Here is a 17,235-nt window from a genome sequence, read left to right as displayed (position 1 = left end):
GTTGGACGTCAAGCTATTTCGCCTCCACGGCGTACCGCGGGAACGCCAGGTCGCCCGCGTAGCGCGCGGCGTCACCGAGCGCCTCCTCGATCCGCAGCAGCTGGTTGTACTTGGCGACGCGCTCGCTGCGGGCCGGTGCGCCGGTCTTGATCTGCCCGCTGCCGACGGCAACCGCCAGGTCGGCGATCGTGGTGTCCTCGGTCTCGCCGCTGCGGTGACTCATCATCGTGCGATAGCCGCTGTGGTGGGCGAGCGCGACGGCGTCCAGCGTCTCGGTCAGCGTGCCGATCTGATTCACCTTGACCAGCAACGCATTTGCCACACCCTTGTCGATGCCCTCTTCCAGGCGCTCGGGATTGGTGACGAAGATGTCGTCGCCGACCAGCTGCACCCGGTCACCGATCGACGCGGTCAGGGTCGCCCAGCCGTCCCAATCGTCTTCTGACAGCGGGTCTTCGATCGACACCAGCGGGTACGAGCCGAGCAGGCCGGCGTAAAAGTCCGCCATCTGCTCGGCGGTGCGGGTGGCACCCTCGAACTTGTAGCCGGTCCCGTCGGTGAAGAACTCGGTGGCCGCCGCGTCGAGCGCCAGGGCCACGTCGGAGCCGAGTTTGAAACCGACCGACTCGATGGCCCGGCTGATCAGGTCCAGGGCCGCGACGGTGCCCGCCACGTCGGGGGCGAAACCGCCCTCGTCGCCCAACCCGGTGCTCAGGCCCTCCTTCTTCAGCACCGACTTCAGCGCGTGGTACACCTCGGCGCCCCAGCGCAACGCCTCGGCGAAGCTGGGCGCACCGATCGGCGCCACCATGAACTCCTGGATGTCGACGGCGGTGTCGGCGTGCGCGCCGCCGTTGAGGATGTTCATCATCGGCACCGGCAGGATGTGCGCGTTCGGGCCACCGAGGTAGCGGAACAGCGGCAGCGCGGCGGAATCGGCGGCGGCCTTGGCCACGGCCAGCGACACGCCCAGGATCGCGTTGCCGCCCAGCCTCGACTTGTCGGGGGTGCCGTCCAGATCCAGCAGCGCCTGGTCCACCAGCCGCTGATCGTCGGCGTTCAAGCCGATCACCGCCGGGCCGATCTCGTCCAGCACGGCCTGCACCGCTTTCCGCACGCCCTTGCCGCCGTAACGCTCGCCACCGTCGCGCAGCTCGACGGCCTCGTGCTCGCCCGTCGACGCGCCGGACGGCACGGCCGCGCGGGCAAACGTCCCGTCGATCAGGGCTATCTCGACCTCGACTGTCGGGTTACCGCGGGAATCGAGGATCTCGCGGGCCCCGACCTGCTCGATAATCGGCACTGAGTTCTCCTTGCGTCGTCGCCGGTGCGTGCTTTGCCGGTCAGCGATACATCCTGCTACAGCGGGTGGCCCTTCGCGTAAGCGGTCGCCCAATCGCGGACCGCCCGGGCGTAGACGCCGGAGTTGTTGTAGGCGCGCAGCGCCGTGATCCAGCCACGAGGCGTCCCGAGATCCTTTCCGCGCCAACACAGATACCCGGCCGCCGCGAGCGCGGCGTCGTCGATGTTGTCCGGGCTGACGCGGCCGTCGTTGTGAGCGTCGACACCATAGAGCCGCCACGTCTCCGGGATGAATTGCATCGGCCCCATGGCGCGCGTCACACCGTCCCCGTCCGTGACCTCCTCTTCGGTGTCGACGATGCGCAGCGTGCCGCCGCTGCCGTCGAGGCGGACGCCCCTAATCGGGGGGCTCACATCGCCGTTGGGCGCCAGCCGCGCGCCGCGGTAGGTGCCGTGGTGGCTCTCGACCTGACCGATGCCGGCCAGCGTGGTCCACGCGATGTGACATTTCGGGTTCTCGACTTCGGCGACCCGGGCCGCGTAGGCGTAGGCCTCGAGCGCGATCACCGGGATCTCCAGCCCCGCCGACCGCTGTTGGGCCCACTCCCGCAACTGATCCGCGGGCCGGCCGCTGGCGTGGGTGTCCACCGCGGGCACCGGATCCCCGGGCGGTGGCGGGACGCCGTCGGGGATGAACAGGCTGAGCTGCCAGGTGCAGCTTGAGGCCAGAACGATCGCGGTCGCGCCGATCACGGCGGCCGCGCGCATCCAACGCCTCGGCGACACCATGCTTTTCTGAGCTCCCCTAAACTCGCCTGCACCAACTTCCGCCACACCATCGTCCCATGCGTTCGGCAACTACCCGGTTGCCTCGGGCCTCGGCGCACCGACCTCTCGCCGGTTTCAGCTAACGTTCGGTTAGCTGCTCGTCGTCTCGGCTAGCGCAGTCAGACCTTCGCCGACCACGGGGATTCGCAACCTCATCCGCGATATTACCGAGCGGCCGATGACAAATGCGGCAAACATTCCGATGATCGCTCGGACTCAACCGCCAAAAGTGCGAATTTCGGCCTCGTGGTCGGTCTCGGGTGCCGACTCCCGCGGCCGATCGTCGACCGCGGGTTCCTCGGTCGGCCAGTGCTCGCGCCACTCCTCCTCGGAGATCTCGCCGAGCGGGGCGACGTCGAACTCCTCGGGCACCCCGGTGCCTCTACGCGCCGCCGCGATCACCCGCTCGACTCCGCGGACCGTCTCCACGAATTCCAGAACTGAGGTGCGCAGGGCACTTTCGGCATCGACGTCGGCCGACACCGAGATCGAGGTGACCGCCGCAGGAATCAGGTCCGCAGGCAGCCCCGCTTTGCCGGCCCGCGCAATGACCTTCTGCGCCAGCGCCAATGCGGGCTGTCCGGTGTGCACCTCGTCCATCACCGATTTGCGCGGCTTCTCGGCCGCCTTGCGCTCTTCCCACTGGGCCAACTGCTCTTCGAGCGAAATCGATTGCCCGGCAAGCACTCCCGGCACCCGGTTGCCGAGTTTGCGCATCAGGGTGGCGGCGACGTCGTCGATGGTGAAGGGGAACTGCGACGCGTCCTCGGCGATGCGGGCGTGGAACAGCACCTGCAGCAGTACGTCGCCGAGCTCTTCACGCAACTGGTCGGCATTGCCGCTGCCGACGGCGTCCAGCAGCTCGTAGGTCTCCTCCAGTAGGAACCTGCGCAGCGAGTCATGGGTTTGCTCGCTCTCCCACGGCCCGGCGGTGCGCAGCTTGTCCATCATCGCCACGGCATCGACCAACCGTTCACCGCGCGGCGTCTCGGGCGCCGAGATCAGCCGGGCCCCGGCCGCCAACCGCGCGACGACGGCGGGGTGGTCGGGGTCCGACGACAGCAGCACCGGGGCGTCTTCACCGGAGTGCACCGGGCGCGCCGCGGACAGCGACCACGGCACCGCGACGGGCATCTCCTCGGTGTACTGCACCTCGCCGCTGAGGTGCTCGATGGCTTCGATGGGCACCAGCGAGGGACGGCGCGGGTCGAACAAGACGACAATCACAAGCGCCCCTCCTCATCGCTTCTCTCTGCATCGTCGCGGGCGCGGATCATCGCGCCTGTCGCTCCTCGCTTGCCATCGACGCAGGTAGTTCACTCGTTATACCAATGTCGGTCTGCGGTTTGCCCTGCAGTGCCGTCACCAGGTTGGCGACCATCTGCACCAGCTCGACATCGCGCAGTCGCGGCGCGCCCACCCCGCCGGCCCGCGGAATGGGAACCTGCACGGTGGACGTCGTGGCACGGTAGCTCGCGGCCGGGTACATCCGCTTGAGCCGCACCTGAGCCGAGTCCGGCAGCGTCATCGGGGAGAGCCGCACGGTCGACGCCGACGCCGCCGACACCTCGGTGATGCCGGCGGTGCGGCACAGCAACCGCAGCCGCGCCACCGCCACCAGGCGCAGGGCCGGTTCGGGCAGCGCCCCGTACCGGTCGATGAGTTCCTCCACCACGGCGTCGATCTCACCGTCGGAGGCCGCCGCGGCCAGCCTCCGGTACCCCTCCAGGCGCAGCCGGTCGCTGGCGATGTAGTCCGGCGGCAGGTGTGCATCGACCGGCAGGTCGATCCGCACGTCCTTGGGCTCCTCGGCCGTCGTGACGGTCTGGCCGTCGGCGGCCGCCCGGTAGGCCTCCACCGCCTCGCCCACCAGCCGGACGTACAGGTCGAAGCCGACCCCGGCGACGTGCCCGGACTGCTCGACGCCCAACACGTTGCCGGCGCCGCGGATTTCGAGGTCCTTCATTGCGACGGCCATGCCCGCGCCCAGCTCGTTGTTCTGCGCGATGGTGGCCAGCCGGTCGTAGGCCGTCTCGGTCAGCGGCGAGTGCGGCGGATACAGGAAATAGGCGTAGCCGCGCTCCCGGCTGCGGCCGACCCGGCCGCGCAGCTGGTGCAGCTGCGACAGGCCGAAGGTGTCGGCGCGCTCGACGATCAGCGTGTTGGCGTTGGAGATGTCCAGCCCGGTCTCCACGATCGTGGTGCACACCAGGATGTCGTATTCGCGGTTCCAGAATCCCTGGACCGTGCGTTCCAGCCGTTCCTCGGGCATCTGCCCGTGCGCGACGACGACCCGCGCCTCGGGCACCAGCTCGCGGATCCGGGCCGCCGTGCGGTCGATCGAGCTGACCCGGTTGTGCACGTAGAAGATCTGTCCGTCGCGCAGCAGCTCGCGCCGCAAGGCGGCCGCGACCTGCTTGTCATCGTGCGGGCCGACATAGGTCAGCACCGGATACCGCTCCTCGGGCGGCGTCAGGATCGTCGACATCTCCCGGATGCCGGCCAGGCTCATCTCCAGCGTGCGCGGGATCGGGGTGGCGCTCATGGTCAGCACGTCGACGTGGGTGCGCAGCGACTTGATGTGCTCCTTGTGCTCGACGCCGAACCGCTGCTCCTCGTCGACCACCACCAGGCCGAGGTCCTTCCAGCGCACCCCGGTCTGCAGCAGCCGGTGCGTGCCGATCACCATGTCCACCGAACCGTCCGCCAGGCCCTCGATCACGGCCTTGGACTCCACCCCGTCGGTGAACCGGGACAGGCCCTTGACGGTGACCGGGAACCCGGTCATCCGGTCGGTGAAGGTCTGCAGATGCTGGTCGGCCAGCAGCGTGGTGGGCACCAGCACGGCGACCTGCTTGCCGTCCTGGACCGCCTTGAACGCCGCTCGCACCGCGATCTCGGTCTTGCCGTAGCCGACGTCGCCGCAGATCACCCGGTCCATCGGGATCGGCTTTTCCATATCCCCCTTGACTTCGGTGATCGCGGTGAGCTGGTCGACGGTCTCGGTGTAGCCGAACGCGTCTTCCATCTCGGCCTGCCAGGGCGTGTCCGGCCCGAACGCGTGCCCGGGGCTGGCCTGCCGCTTGGCGTACAGCGAGACCAGCTCGCCGGCGATCTCGCGCACCGCGCGGCGGGCCTTGGTCTTGGTGTTGGTCCAGTCGCTGCCACCCAGCTTGCTCAGCGCGGGCGCCTGCCCGCCGACGTACCGCGACAGCTGGTCCAGTGAATCCATCGGCACATACAGCTTGTCGGACCCGCCGCCGCGCTTGCTCGACGCGTATTCGAGCACCAGGTACTCGCGGCGGGCGCCGCCGACGGTGCGCTCGACCATCTCCACGAACCGGCCGATGCCGTGCTGATCGTGCACCACCAGATCACCGGCGGTGAGCGCCAGCGGGTCAACGGTGTTGCGCCGCTTGGCCGCCAGGCGCTTGCCCTCGACGGCCGCCACTCGGCTGCCGGTCAGGTCGGTCTCGGTGATCACCACCAACGTGGCGCCGGGGATGATGACGCCGTCGTGCAGCGGACCCTTGAGCACACCGACCACGCCGGCCTTGGGTGCGGCACCCGATTCGAGCATGGCGGCGGGGGTGTCGCATTCGGCCAGCCGCTCCACCACGCGATGCGCGGTGCCGGTGCCGGGTGCGACGACGACGGCGTAGCCGCCGGTGCTGACGTGCGCGCGCAGCATCGCGAAGATGCCGTCGATGTCGTGCTGATGTCCCCGAGCCGACGGCGCCGAGCGGATCTCGAGTTCCACGGCCGACTCGTCGGACAGCTGACTCAACGTCCACCACGGATGCCCGGCGCGCGCCGCCGCGGCCCGCACCTCGTCGAGTTCGGCGAATCCCGATCCACCGAACTGCGCCACGTCGACCGGGGCGTCGGTACCCAACGCGGCGACCGACCACGACGCTTCGAGGAACTCGCTGCCGGTCTTGATCAGGTCGGCGGCCCGGGTCCGGACCTTCTCCGGATCGCAGAGCAACACCGGTGTGCGCTCGGCCAATTGATCGGTCAGCAGCACGTGCTCGCCGGGCCGAAGCACGGGCAGCAGGGCCTCCATGCCGTCGACCGTGATGCCCTCGCCGATCTTGGCCAGCATGTCGGTGACGCTGCCGGTGATGGCGGGTTCAGTGGTGCGGTGCCGGGCGGCCAGCTCGGCGGCGCGCTCCCGCACCTCATCGGTCAGCAGCAGTTCGCGGCAGGCCACCGCAATCAGGGTGTCGACCTCGATCTCCGGGATCGAGCGCTGATCGGCGACGGAGAACATCCGCATCTCGCTGACCTCGTCGCCCCAGAACTCGATCCGCACCGGGTGCTCGGCGGTCGGCGGGAAGACGTCGAGAATGCCTCCGCGCACGGCGAATTCGCCGCGCCGGCCGACCATGTCGACCCGGGTGTAGGCCAGCTCGGCGAGCCGGGTGATCACGCCCTCGAATTCGATCTCCGTCCCGACCGTCAGCGTGACCGGCTCCACAAGCCCCAGCTGCGGCGTCATCGGCTGCAGCAACGAGCGCACCGCGGTCACCACCACCTGCAGGGGCGGACCCAGCCGGGCATCGTCGGGATGGGCCAGCCGGCGCAGCACCGTCAACCGGGCGCCGACGGTGTCGACGCCGGGCGAAAGTCGCTCGTGCGGCAGCGTTTCCCACGACGGGAAGACCGCGACGGAATCGCCGAAGACCCCGCGCAGTTCAGCGGTCAGGTCGTCGGCTTCGCGCCCGGTCGCGGTGACTACCAGCAGAGGACCCAACCGCGCCAGCGCACTGGCGACGAATAGCCGTGCGCTGGCTGGACCCACCAGGCTCAACTCGGCAGGCGAAGCGGACGCGCTGTCGATCAACTGCTGGAAGGTCGGCGCGGTGAGCGCCAATTCAACGAGCCCCGCGATCGGGGTTTCTGGGCGAGCAGCCCCCGGTGCGGTCATGATGAATTCCATTCTAGGGGCGATGCCGGACACACCGAACCACGTCAATATTGAGGTCGCCGCCGTCAAGGGATCGTAAGAAAGGCACCAGCCGGATACCCGCGGGCGCAGGTTGGATTCATGACATTGCTCGACATCCTGCCGTCGCTCGGTCAGGCGGCTTCCCCGCGTTTCGATCCCGCCATCTGGCCGATCACCGCCCACCCCGACGAGGAGGGCAGGCTGTGCGTCGGCGGTGTACCACTGGCCGATATCGCCGACGAGTTCCACACCCCGGCCTACGTCATCGACGAAACCGACTTCCGGCACCGCGCCCGCAGCTATCGCAAGACGCTGCGCGGCGTCGAGGTGGTCTACGCCGGAAAGTCGCTACTGAGCACCGCGGTGGCCCGCTGGGCCCGCGAAGACGGCCTCGGACTCGACGTCTGCTCCGGCGGCGAGCTGGCCGTCGCCCTCGCCGGTGGCGTCGACCCGGCGCGCATCGTCATGCACGGCAACGCGAAATCGCCCGAGGAGCTGCGCGAAGCGGTGCGCGTCGGCGTGGGGCGCATCGTGCTGGATTCCGGCATGGAGATCGCCTACCTCGCCGGCCTGGCGCAACGCCGCCAACCCGTGCTCATCCGGGTGACCCCCGACATCGACATCCACGGGCACCGCGCCGTCACCACCGGCGTCAGCGACCAGAAGTTCGGTTTCACGCTCCACGGCGACCGCGCCGACGTCGCGGCCCAGCGCGTGCTGTCGCACCCCATCCTCGACCTCGTCGGACTGCACTGCCACATCGGCTCGCAGGTCACCGACCCGGCCCTGTACGGCGAGGCGATCCGCCGGATGATCGCCGCGATGGCCGACATCCGTGCCCGGCACGGCGTCATACTCACCGAGCTGAACATCGGCGGCGGGCACGCCATCCCCTACGTCCCCGGCGAGCGCGGGCTGAATCTCGAGCAGCTGGCCGACGTCATCGACAACGCCCTCGACGAGGCCTGCGCCGCCGAGCATTTCCCGCGGCCGCAGATCGTGGTGGAACCGGGTCGGGCCATCTGCGGGCGGGCCGGGGTGACGCTGTACCGGGTGTGCTCGATCAAGACCCAGCCGGGCGGACGCACCTTTGTCGCGGTCGACGGCGGCATGAGCGACAACCCGCGGGTGTCGCTGTACGGCGCGCAATACACGGCCGCGCTGGCCAACCGGCATTCGATGGGACTCAAGCACCGGGTCACCGTCGTCGGCCGGCATTGTGAGGCGGGCGACGAGATCGCCCGCGACGTCGAGCTTCCGGCGGACCTGCATCCCGGCGACCTGGTGGCGGTGGCCTGCACCGGCGCCTACCACCACAGCATGGCGTCGAACTACAACATGGTCGGGCGCCCGGCGCTGGTGGCCGTCAAGGACGGCCGGGCCCGCGAACTGGTCCGCCGGGAGACCGTCACCGACCTGCTGGCCCGCGACTGCGGCTAGCTACTGGCGGCTACTCGTCTCGCAGCCGGGGGTCGGCTTCCAAACCGATCAGCCCGTTCCACATCAGGTTGACCAGGTGCGCGGCCACCACTTCCTTCTTGGGCTCGCGGGTGTCCAGCCACCACTGCGCCGTCATCGACACCGAGCCGACAAGCGCCTGGGCGTACAGCGGCGCCAGCCCCGGATCCAGCCCGCGACGCGAGAAGTCGCCGGCCAGGATGGAGCTGACCTGATTGACGGCGTCGTTGAGCAGGCTGGAGTAGGTGCCCGAGCTGATCGCAGCCGGCGAGTCGCGGATCATGATCCGGAAGCCGTCGGTGCGCTCCTCGACGTAGGTGAGCAGCGCCAGGGCGACCCGCTCGACGCGCACCCGGGACCGGTTGTTGGTCAGCGACGAGGTGATGCCATCCAGCAACGCCGACATCTCGCGGTCGACGACGACCGCGTACAGGCCTTCCTTGCCGCCGAAATGCTCGTAGACGACCGGTTTGGACACGTTGGCGCGCAGCGCGATCTCCTCGATCGAGGTGCCTTCGTACCCGCGTTCGGCGAACAGCGTGCGCGCGATGCCGACCAGCTGTTGGCGGCGCTCGGTGCCGGTCATCCGCGCGCGCGGCGCCCGCACCTCCTTATCCGGTTCCTTGTCCAGCACGGCCACGTTGTTCAGCGTATCGGTCAACAGCCGACAAGCGGCCCGCATCGTCGCCAGACTAAAGTCTTGGTGGCGCGGTCGGTCTCAACCGCCGTTCGCCATGGGTTAGCGATCCGTCGTGGTGTAATCGGCAGCACCTCTGATTTTGGTTCAGATAGTTCAGGTTCGAGTCCTGGCGACGGAGCTTCGATTGCTAGTTGCGATATCCCATCGTTTTTTGCCTTCACCGCAGCTGAAGTGACACGCTTGACGGCGTGTCGGCGCTTCCGCGCGCAGCCCGCGCGGGACGAACCCAAGAGGAGGGTTGATGTCGTCTCCCGGTGACACCGCCGTCCTGGTGCTAGCGGCCGGACCCGGCACCCGGATGCGGTCGGACACCCCGAAAGTCCTGCACACCATCGGTGGGCGCAGCATGCTCGCCCATCTGCTGCACGCGATCGCCAAGGTGGCTCCCCAGCACCTGGCCGTCGTTCTCGGCCACGACCACGAGCGGATCGCACCGCTGGTGGCCGACTGGGCCGACGCGCTGGGACGTCCCATCGACGTCGCGCTGCAGGACCGGCCCCGCGGCACCGGCGACGCCGTGCTGTGCGGCCTGTCCGCGCTGCCCCCCGACTACGCCGGGGTCGTCGTGGTCACCTCGGGCGACACCCCGCTGCTGGACGCCGACACCCTGGCCGACCTGTTCGCCTCCCACAGCGCGGCGCCGGCCGCGGTCACGGTGCTGACCACGACGGTGAGCGACCCCAGCGGCTACGGTCGCATCCTGCGCACCCAGGACAACGAGGTCACCGCGATCGTGGAACACGCCGACGCCACGCCCTCGCAGCGCGAGATCCGTGAGGTCAACGCCGGCGTCTACGCCTTCGACACGGCGGCGCTGCGCTCGGCGCTGAACCGGTTGAGCTCCAACAACGCCCAGCAGGAGCTCTATCTGACCGACGTCATCGCCATCCTGCGCGGTGACGGCCTGACCATCCACGCCCGCCACGTCGACGACAGCGCGCTGGTCGCCGGCGTCAACAACCGCGTCCAACTCGCCCAGCTGGGCGCCGAACTCAACCGCCGCACCATCGCGGCCCATCAGATGGCCGGCGTCACCATTGTCGACCCCGCCACCACCTGGATCGACGTCGACGTCAGCATCGGTCGCGACACCGTCATCCAGCCGGGAACACAGTTGCTGGGCCGCACCCAGGTCGGGAGTCACTGCGTCGTCGGCCCGGACACCACCCTGACCGACGTCAGCGTCGGTGATGGCGCCTCGGTGGTCCGCACCCACGGCACCGCGTCGTCGATCGGTGCCGGCGCGACCGTCGGACCGTTCACCTACCTGCGTCCCGGCACCGTACTCGGCGACGACGGCAAGCTCGGCGCGTTCGTCGAGACCAAGAACGCCACCATCGGCACCGGCTCCAAGGTGCCCCACCTGACCTACGTCGGGGACGCCGACATCGGCGAACACAGCAACATCGGCGCGTCCAGCGTGTTCGTCAACTACGACGGCGAAACCAAACGGCGGACCACCATCGGCTCGCACGTGCGCACCGGCTCGGACACCATGTTCGTGGCGCCGGTGACCGTCGGCGACGGCGCCTACACCGGCGCGGGCACGGTGGTGCGCAACGACGTCCCGCCCGGAACGCTGGCGGTATCCGCGGGTCCACAGCGCAACATCGAAGGCTGGGTGCACCGCAAGCGCCCGGGCAGCGCGGCCGCCCAAGCGGCCGAGGCCGCCGAGAAAGCCGCTGGTCAGGGCCGCGCGGACGGCTCCGCAGCTAAAGCCGAATAGACACCGTGAATTTGCTAGCTGGCAACCCGGCCACATTTCCGTACGATTCGCTTCGTACGATGGTGCCTTCCATCCCCCACCCCGATTTTGCGAGGGCAGTGCGTTGAGCCACGACTGGACCGATAACCGCAAAAATTTGATGCTCTTCTCCGGCCGTGCGCATCCGGAGCTGGCCGAGCAGGTGGCCAAGGAGCTCGACGTCCACGTCACCGCACAGACCGCGCGGGAGTTCGCCAACGGCGAGATCTTCGTCCGGTTCCACGAATCGGTGCGCGGATGCGACGCGTTCGTCCTGCAATCGGCCCCGGACCCGGTGAACAACTGGCTGATGGAACAGCTGATCATGATCGACGCCCTCAAGCGGGGCAGCGCCAAGCGGATCACCGCGGTCATGCCGTTCTACCCGTACGCCCGGCAGGACAAGAAGCACCGCGGCCGCGAGCCGATCTCGGCTCGGCTGGTCGCCGACCTGCTCAAGACCGCGGGCGCCGATCGGATCGTGACCGTCGACCTGCACACCGACCAGATCCAGGGCTTCTTCGACGGGCCCGTCGACCACATGCGCGGGCAGAACCTGCTGACCGGCTACATCCGTGACAACTACCCCGACGGCAACATGGTGGTCGTCTCGCCAGACTCCGGCCGGGTGCGCATCGCCGAGAAATGGGCCGACGCGCTGGGCGGCGTCCCGCTGGCCTTCATTCACAAGACCCGCGACCCGCGAGTGCCCAACCAGGTGGTGTCCAACCGCGTCGTCGGCGAGGTCGCCGGACGCACCTGCGTGCTGATCGACGACATGATCGACACCGGCGGCACCATCGCCGGTGCGGTGAAGCTGCTGCGCGACGAGGGCGCCGGTGACGTGATCATCGCGGCCACCCACGGTGTGCTCTCCGATCCGGCCGCCGAGCGGCTGGCCGCCTGCGGAGCCCGGGAAGTGATCGTGACGAACACCCTCCCGATCGGCGAGGAGAAGCGTTTCCCGCAGCTGACGGTCCTGTCCATCGCGCCGTTGCTGGCCAGCACCATCCGCGCCGTCTTCGAAAACGGTTCTGTTACCGGGCTTTTCGATGGAGACGCCTAGATGGCCGGCAAGCCAGACGACGCCGTTATCTTCCACAACCCACGCTGCAGCACTTCCCGCAAGACGTTGGACCTGTTACGGGACAACGGCTTTGAACCCACCGTGGTGGAGTACCTGAAGACCCCGCCGAGCCGCTCCGAGCTGGTGAAGATGATCCGCGACGCGGGCATCGACGTGCGCACCGCGACCCGCAAGCGCGAGTCGCTGTATGAGGAGCTCAATCTCGCGGACGCGACCGACGACCAGTTGCTCGACGCCATGGTCGAACACCCCATCCTCATCGAACGACCCTTCGTCGTCACGCCGAAGGGCACTCGGCTGGCCCGCCCGATCGACGCGGTCCGCGAGATTCTGTGAACCGGCCCGGCCGGCGCATGGCCGCTGCCGCGATGGTTGCGGCGGCCTTCTCCGCGAGCGGCTGCGCACCGAAACCGCCTGACTACCAATCGATCCTGTCGAAGGCCTCGACGACCACGACCACCAAGGCGGCGGAGAAGCCGGTTCCCCTGTCGCAGTATCTGCAAAGCATCGGGGTGACCGGAGAGCCGGTGGCACCGGGATCGTTGCCCGACCTGACGGTGTCGATCCCGACTCCCCCGGGCTGGTCGCCGTTCACCAGCCCCAACATCAGCCCGCAAACGCTGATCATCTCCCAGGGCGGCAAGTTTCCGACGGCGCGGCTGGTGGTGTTCAAACTAAACGGTGACTTCGACCCGGCCCAGGTGATCAAGCACGGCAACGACGATGCGCAACTGTTCGAGAACTTCAAGCAGCTGGACGCCTCGGGCGCGCCCTACAACGGTTTTCCCTCGTCGATGATCCAGGGCAGCTACGACCTCGAGGGTGGCATGCGGCTGCACAGCTGGAACCGCATCGTCATTGCGACCGGATCACCGCCCGCCCACCAGCGTTACCTGGTGCAGCTGACCATCACCGGCTTCGCCAATCAGGCGGCCGCACAGGCCAGCGACATCGACGCGATCATCCACGGATTCGTCGTCGCGGCGAAGTAGCGGCACCCTGCCGCTCGAATTCGACGCCGGGCACCAGGCGGTCCGGCCCGCGTCGCGATTAGTGTTGTCGGCCATGACTGGCTGGACTGCCGCAGACCTACCGTCGTTCGCCGAACGGACCGTCATCATCACCGGTGCCAACAGCGGGCTGGGCGCCGTGACCGCCCGCGAGCTGGCGCGACGAGGGGCCACGATCATCATGGCCGTACGCAACATCCGCAAGGGCGAGACAGCGGCCCGTCAGATGGCCGGCCAGGTCGAGGTGCGAGAACTCGACCTGCAGGACCTGTCGTCGATGCACCGGTTCGCCGACGGGGTGAGCAAGGCCGACGTGCTGATCAACAACGCCGGCATCATGGCCGCCCCCTTCGCGCTGACGGTCGACGGCTTCGAGACCCAGATCGGCACCAACCATCTCGGTCACTTCGCGCTGACGAACCTGTTGCTGCCCAAGCTGACCGATCGGGTGGTGACGGTCTCGTCGATGGCGCACTGGCCCGGAAGCATCAACCTCGACGACCTGCATTGGCAGAAGCGGCGCTACTCGCCGTGGCTGGCCTACAGCCAGTCCAAGCTCGCCAACCTGCTGTTCACCAGCGAGCTGCAGCGCCGCCTCACCGCTGCCGGTTCGCCGCTGCGCGCGCTCGCCGCGCACCCCGGCTACTCGCACACCAACCTGCAGGGCGCCTCCGGCCGCAAGCTGGGTGACACGCTGATGTCGGCAGTCACGCGGGTGGTCGCCACCAACGCCGATTTCGGCGCCCGGCAAACCCTGTACGCGGCGTCCCAGAATTTGCCCGGGGACACCTTCGTCGGACCCCGATTCGGCCAGATGGGCCGCACCCAACCGGTCGGGCGCAGCCGGCGTGCCCGGGATTCGGCCACGGCGGCGGCGCTGTGGTCGCTGTCCGAGCAGCTCACAAAGACCAAGTTCCCGCTCTGAGCCCGCTGAGCTTTCGGTCCCACCTGCCACCGAATTTCCCCTGTGAGGTGCGGATGCGCTAACCTGGCCGGGCGTCACGGCGAGGGTGGCTGGTTGGCCAGCACCGTTATCGACGGAGACCGACGAATCGTCGCGATCCTGGCCGTGCCCCGAAACACGAGCGAGCACACAGGAGCGACACGATGGCCAAGCAAGCACTCAACCAGTTGAAGGTCGCGGTCCGCGGCGAGACCGGCAAGGGTGCGTCCCGGCGAGCCCGCCGCGACGGCAAGATCCCGGCCGTCCTCTACGGCCACGGCGCCGACCCGCAGCACCTGGAACTGCCCGGCCACGACTTCGCCGCGGTGCTCCGGCACGCGGGCACCAACGCGGTGCTGACCCTCGACATCGAGGGCAAGGAGCAGCTGGCCCTGACCAAGTCGCTGGACATCCACCCGATCCGCCGCACGATCCAGCACGCCGACCTGCTGGTGGTGCGCCGGGGCGAAAAGGTCGTCGTCGAGGTCCGTGTCGTCATCGAGGGCGAGGCCGTGCCCGGCACCCTGGTGACCCAGGACGCCAGCGCCATCGAGATCGAGGCCGACGCCCTGTCGATTCCCGAGCAGCTGACGGTGTCGGTTGAGGGCGCCGAGCCCGGCACCCAGTTCTCCGCCGGACAGATCACCCTGCCCCAGGGCGTCACCCTGATCTCCGACCCGGAGACCCTGGTGGTCAACGTGGTCACCGCGCCGACGGCCGAGGAACTGGCCGAAGAGGGCGCGGGCGAGGTCACCGAGGAGGCCGCGGCGGCCGAAGGCGAAGAGGAAGCCGAGGCCGGCGAAGAAGAGGTTGCCGAGTCCGAGTCCGAGTAGGCGGATCACAACGTGGCCGAGCCGTTGCTGGTCGTCGGCCTCGGCAATCCCGGAGACAACTACGCCCGGACCCGGCACAACATCGGGTTCATGGTCGCCGACCTGCTGGCTGCGCGGATGGGTTCGAAGTTCAAGGCGCACAAGCGTTCCGGCGCCGAGATCGTCAGCGGCCGGCTCTCCGGGCATCCGGTGGTGGTGGCCAAACCGCGCTGCTACATGAACGAATCCGGCCGCCAGGTCGGCCCGTTGGCGAAGTTCTACTCGGTGACACCGGGCGACGTCATCGTCATCCACGACGATCTCGACTTGGACTTCGGGCGTATCCGGCTCAAGATCGGCGGCGGCGAAGGCGGCCACAACGGCCTGCGTTCGGTTGCTAATGCTCTGGGCAGCAAGGACTTTCAACGGGTTCGCATCGGGATCGGCCGTCCCCCGGGACGCAAGGATCCGGCGGCGTTCGTGCTGGAGGCCTTCAACGCCGCCGAGCGCGCCGAGGTTCCCACCATCTGCGAGCAGGCCGCGGACGCGACCGAGTTGCTGATCGAACTGGGCCTAGAGCCCGCGCAGAACAGCGTCCACGCCTGGTAGGCCCGCCCGGACTAGGTGACCAGGCTGACCGAGGTCGACCGGCGCAGCTTGCCCGACGGCGTCTTCGGGATGGTCCCCGGACCGAGCACCACCACGTTGCGCGGCCGCACGTCGACCTCGGCCACGACCTCCCGGGCGACCTGGTGCTCGATGCGACGCACCTCGGCCTGGTCTTGGAAAGCATTGGACTCCACGGCCACCGCGAACGTCTCGCGGGAATGGCCGGCGTCCAGCCGGACCGCCACGGCGCAACCGGGCCGCACCCCCTCGACGCGGCAGGCGGCGCGCTCGATGTCGGTCGGATAGATATTGCGGCCCGCCATGATGATGACGTCCTTGACGCGGCCGCAGACCACCACGTGACCCTCTTCGGTCAGGTAGCCGAGGTCGCCGGTGTCGTACCAGCCGTTCTCGTCCTGGGCCGAGATGAAGCCACCCATGGTGAGGTAGCCGGGCGTCAGCGACTCGCCGCGCAGCTCGATGACACCGACGCCGCGGGCGGGCATCACGTCGCCGTTCTCGTCGATGATGCGCGCCTCGAGGTCGCGAAGCAGCGGGCCGAGCGTGGCCAGCCGGCGGGTGTTGCCCTTGCTGGCCGGCACGGCGCGGCGCAGGGCGGCCAGCAGGTCGGCGTCCACCTCGTCGACCACCAGGCCGGCGTTGCACTCGGAGAACGACACGGCCAGCGTGGTCTCGGCCATGCCGTAGGCCGGCAGAATCGCCGAGGACCGTAGGCCGAACGGCTTGCCGGCGTCGAGCAGGTCCTCGACGTCGGCGGGCTCGACGGGCTCCGCGCCGGACAGGGCGAAGCGCAGCGTTGACAAATCGAAGTCGCCGGGCTTGGCGTTGCGGCGCAGCCGCTTGGCCAGCAGCGCGTAGGCGAAGTTGGGCGCCGCGGTCATGGTGCCCTTGTACTTGTCGATGAGCTTGGCCCACAGCAACGTATCGCGCAGGAAGTCCATCGGCGTGACCTTGACCAGCTCGGCGCCGAAGTACATCGGGATCGTGAGGAAGCCGACCATGCCCATGTCGTGGAAGCAGGGCAGCCAGCTGACCATGACGTCCTTGGTGACGTCGTACTGGGCGCCGATGAACATCGCCTCGGCGTTGGAGTAGATGTTGCGGTGGGTGATCTGCACCGCCTTGGGAGACCCGGTCGAGCCGCTGGTCAGCTGCATCAACGCGAGCGCATCCTCGCCGACTTCCACGGGTTCGATGGGCTCCGCCGCGAGCAGATCGGCGACGGTGACGACCTTGATGCCCTTCTCCTCGAGCACCGGGATGGCCACCAGGAACGGCTCGGAGACGACGACGGCCTTCGCCTCGATCATGCCGATGACGTTCATGGTGTCCTCGGCCCACACGGCCAGGTCGGTGCGCGGCGTGGGCTGGTGCAGCATGGTAAGGCTGGCCCCGCGCATCCACAGGCCCTGCGCCGTCGGCGCGATCTCCACCGGATAGCCGGCGAGCACACCGACCGCGTCGTCCGGGCCGATGCCCGCGGCGGCCAGGCCACCCGCGATGCGGCGCGCGCGCTCGTGGACCTCGCCCCAGGTGTGGCGGACCGGTTCGTGGGGTTCACCGGTGACCATGCCCGTCGTCACGGACCGGGCATTGCGGTACATCTTCTCGGTAAACCTGCTCACAAAAACCTCCTCGGTTCCAGCCCTGATCCGAATGCCCGGAATCTCATGTTCCGCCCGCCGGGTAACTCTTCGTCGCAAGCACGCAAACACAGTTGGGCGGCGGTTAGGTCTCGGATCGATGATGGGTCCGCGCCCGCCGCGATGG

14 protein-coding genes and 1 tRNA gene are annotated in these 17,235 nt (G+C 68.7%); 9 read left to right on the top strand and 6 right to left on the bottom strand.

Going from position 1 to position 17,235, the window contains the following annotated elements:
* Positions 1–13: 13 nt before the first annotated feature.
* The 4 genes from eno to mfd all read right to left on the bottom strand — a co-directional run bounded on the left by eno (position 14) and on the right by mfd (position 7,060).
* A complete protein-coding gene (gene eno / locus MTY59_RS14825; protein WP_221041817.1) occupies positions 14–1,303 on the bottom strand; it encodes a phosphopyruvate hydratase in 1,290 nt (429 codons plus the stop codon).
* Between the two features lie 56 nt (positions 1,304–1,359).
* The gene (locus MTY59_RS14820; protein WP_221046455.1) at positions 1,360–2,088 is read right to left on the bottom strand and encodes a lytic transglycosylase domain-containing protein; all 729 of its coding nucleotides are present in this window, start codon (positions 2,086–2,088) and stop codon (positions 1,360–1,362) included.
* Between the two features lie 258 nt (positions 2,089–2,346).
* Positions 2,347–3,357, bottom strand: coding sequence for a nucleoside triphosphate pyrophosphohydrolase (locus MTY59_RS14815; RefSeq protein WP_221041816.1), 1,011 nt, complete (start codon positions 3,355–3,357; stop codon positions 2,347–2,349).
* Between the two features lie 46 nt (positions 3,358–3,403).
* Positions 3,404–7,060, bottom strand: a complete 3,657-nt coding sequence (mfd, locus tag MTY59_RS14810) for a transcription-repair coupling factor (RefSeq protein ID WP_221041815.1) — start codon at positions 7,058–7,060, stop codon at positions 3,404–3,406.
* A gap of 120 nt (positions 7,061–7,180) precedes the next feature.
* Between mfd and lysA the strand changes: the two genes are divergently transcribed.
* Positions 7,181–8,521, top strand: coding sequence for a diaminopimelate decarboxylase (gene lysA, locus MTY59_RS14805; RefSeq protein WP_221041814.1), 1,341 nt, complete (start codon positions 7,181–7,183; stop codon positions 8,519–8,521).
* A gap of 10 nt (positions 8,522–8,531) precedes the next feature.
* On the opposite strand, the gene MTY59_RS14800 is transcribed toward lysA, so the two are convergent.
* Complete coding sequence (locus MTY59_RS14800; RefSeq protein WP_221046454.1) at positions 8,532–9,125, bottom strand: TetR/AcrR family transcriptional regulator; 594 nt, start codon at positions 9,123–9,125, stop codon at positions 8,532–8,534.
* Between the two features lie 160 nt (positions 9,126–9,285).
* Here MTY59_RS14800 and MTY59_RS14795 point away from each other — a divergent pair.
* The 8 genes from MTY59_RS14795 (at position 9,286) to pth (ending at position 15,444) form a co-directional block, all read left to right on the top strand.
* Positions 9,286–9,357: transfer RNA gene (locus MTY59_RS14795), tRNA-Gln, on the top strand.
* Between the two features lie 123 nt (positions 9,358–9,480).
* Positions 9,481–10,965, top strand: coding sequence for a bifunctional UDP-N-acetylglucosamine diphosphorylase/glucosamine-1-phosphate N-acetyltransferase GlmU (gene glmU, locus MTY59_RS14790; protein ID WP_221041813.1), 1,485 nt, complete (start codon positions 9,481–9,483; stop codon positions 10,963–10,965).
* Positions 10,966–11,068: 103 nt separating this feature from the next.
* Positions 11,069–12,049 carry a ribose-phosphate diphosphokinase gene (locus MTY59_RS14785; RefSeq protein ID WP_064878996.1) on the top strand — a complete coding sequence of 327 codons (981 nt, stop codon included), beginning with the start codon at positions 11,069–11,071 and terminating at the stop codon, positions 12,047–12,049.
* Positions 12,050–12,406, top strand: a complete 357-nt coding sequence (gene arsC, locus MTY59_RS14780) for an arsenate reductase (glutaredoxin) (RefSeq protein ID WP_221041812.1) — start codon at positions 12,050–12,052, stop codon at positions 12,404–12,406.
* Positions 12,407–12,423: 17 nt separating this feature from the next.
* Positions 12,424–13,062, top strand: a complete 639-nt coding sequence (locus tag MTY59_RS14775) for an LpqN/LpqT family lipoprotein (protein ID WP_221041811.1) — start codon at positions 12,424–12,426, stop codon at positions 13,060–13,062.
* Positions 13,063–13,135: 73 nt separating this feature from the next.
* Positions 13,136–14,005, top strand: a complete 870-nt coding sequence (locus MTY59_RS14770; RefSeq protein ID WP_221041810.1) for an oxidoreductase — start codon at positions 13,136–13,138, stop codon at positions 14,003–14,005.
* A gap of 182 nt (positions 14,006–14,187) precedes the next feature.
* The gene (locus tag MTY59_RS14765) at positions 14,188–14,856 is read left to right on the top strand and encodes a 50S ribosomal protein L25/general stress protein Ctc (RefSeq protein WP_221041809.1); all 669 of its coding nucleotides are present in this window, start codon (positions 14,188–14,190) and stop codon (positions 14,854–14,856) included.
* A gap of 12 nt (positions 14,857–14,868) precedes the next feature.
* On the top strand, positions 14,869–15,444 hold the full coding sequence (pth, locus tag MTY59_RS14760) for an aminoacyl-tRNA hydrolase (protein WP_221041808.1): 576 nt from the start codon (positions 14,869–14,871) through the stop codon (positions 15,442–15,444).
* Between the two features lie 11 nt (positions 15,445–15,455).
* On the opposite strand, the gene MTY59_RS14755 is transcribed toward pth, so the two are convergent.
* Positions 15,456–17,090 carry a fatty acyl-AMP ligase gene (locus MTY59_RS14755; RefSeq protein WP_221041807.1) on the bottom strand — a complete coding sequence of 545 codons (1,635 nt, stop codon included), beginning with the start codon at positions 17,088–17,090 and terminating at the stop codon, positions 15,456–15,458.
* Positions 17,091–17,235: the final 145 nt, after the last annotated feature.

Source organism: Mycobacterium senriense (genome assembly GCF_019668465.1).
Lineage (GTDB): Bacteria > Actinomycetota > Actinomycetes > Mycobacteriales > Mycobacteriaceae > Mycobacterium > Mycobacterium senriense.
Note: the sequence above shows the minus strand (reverse complement) of the source record. Positions and strands in the feature narration are given on the sequence as shown.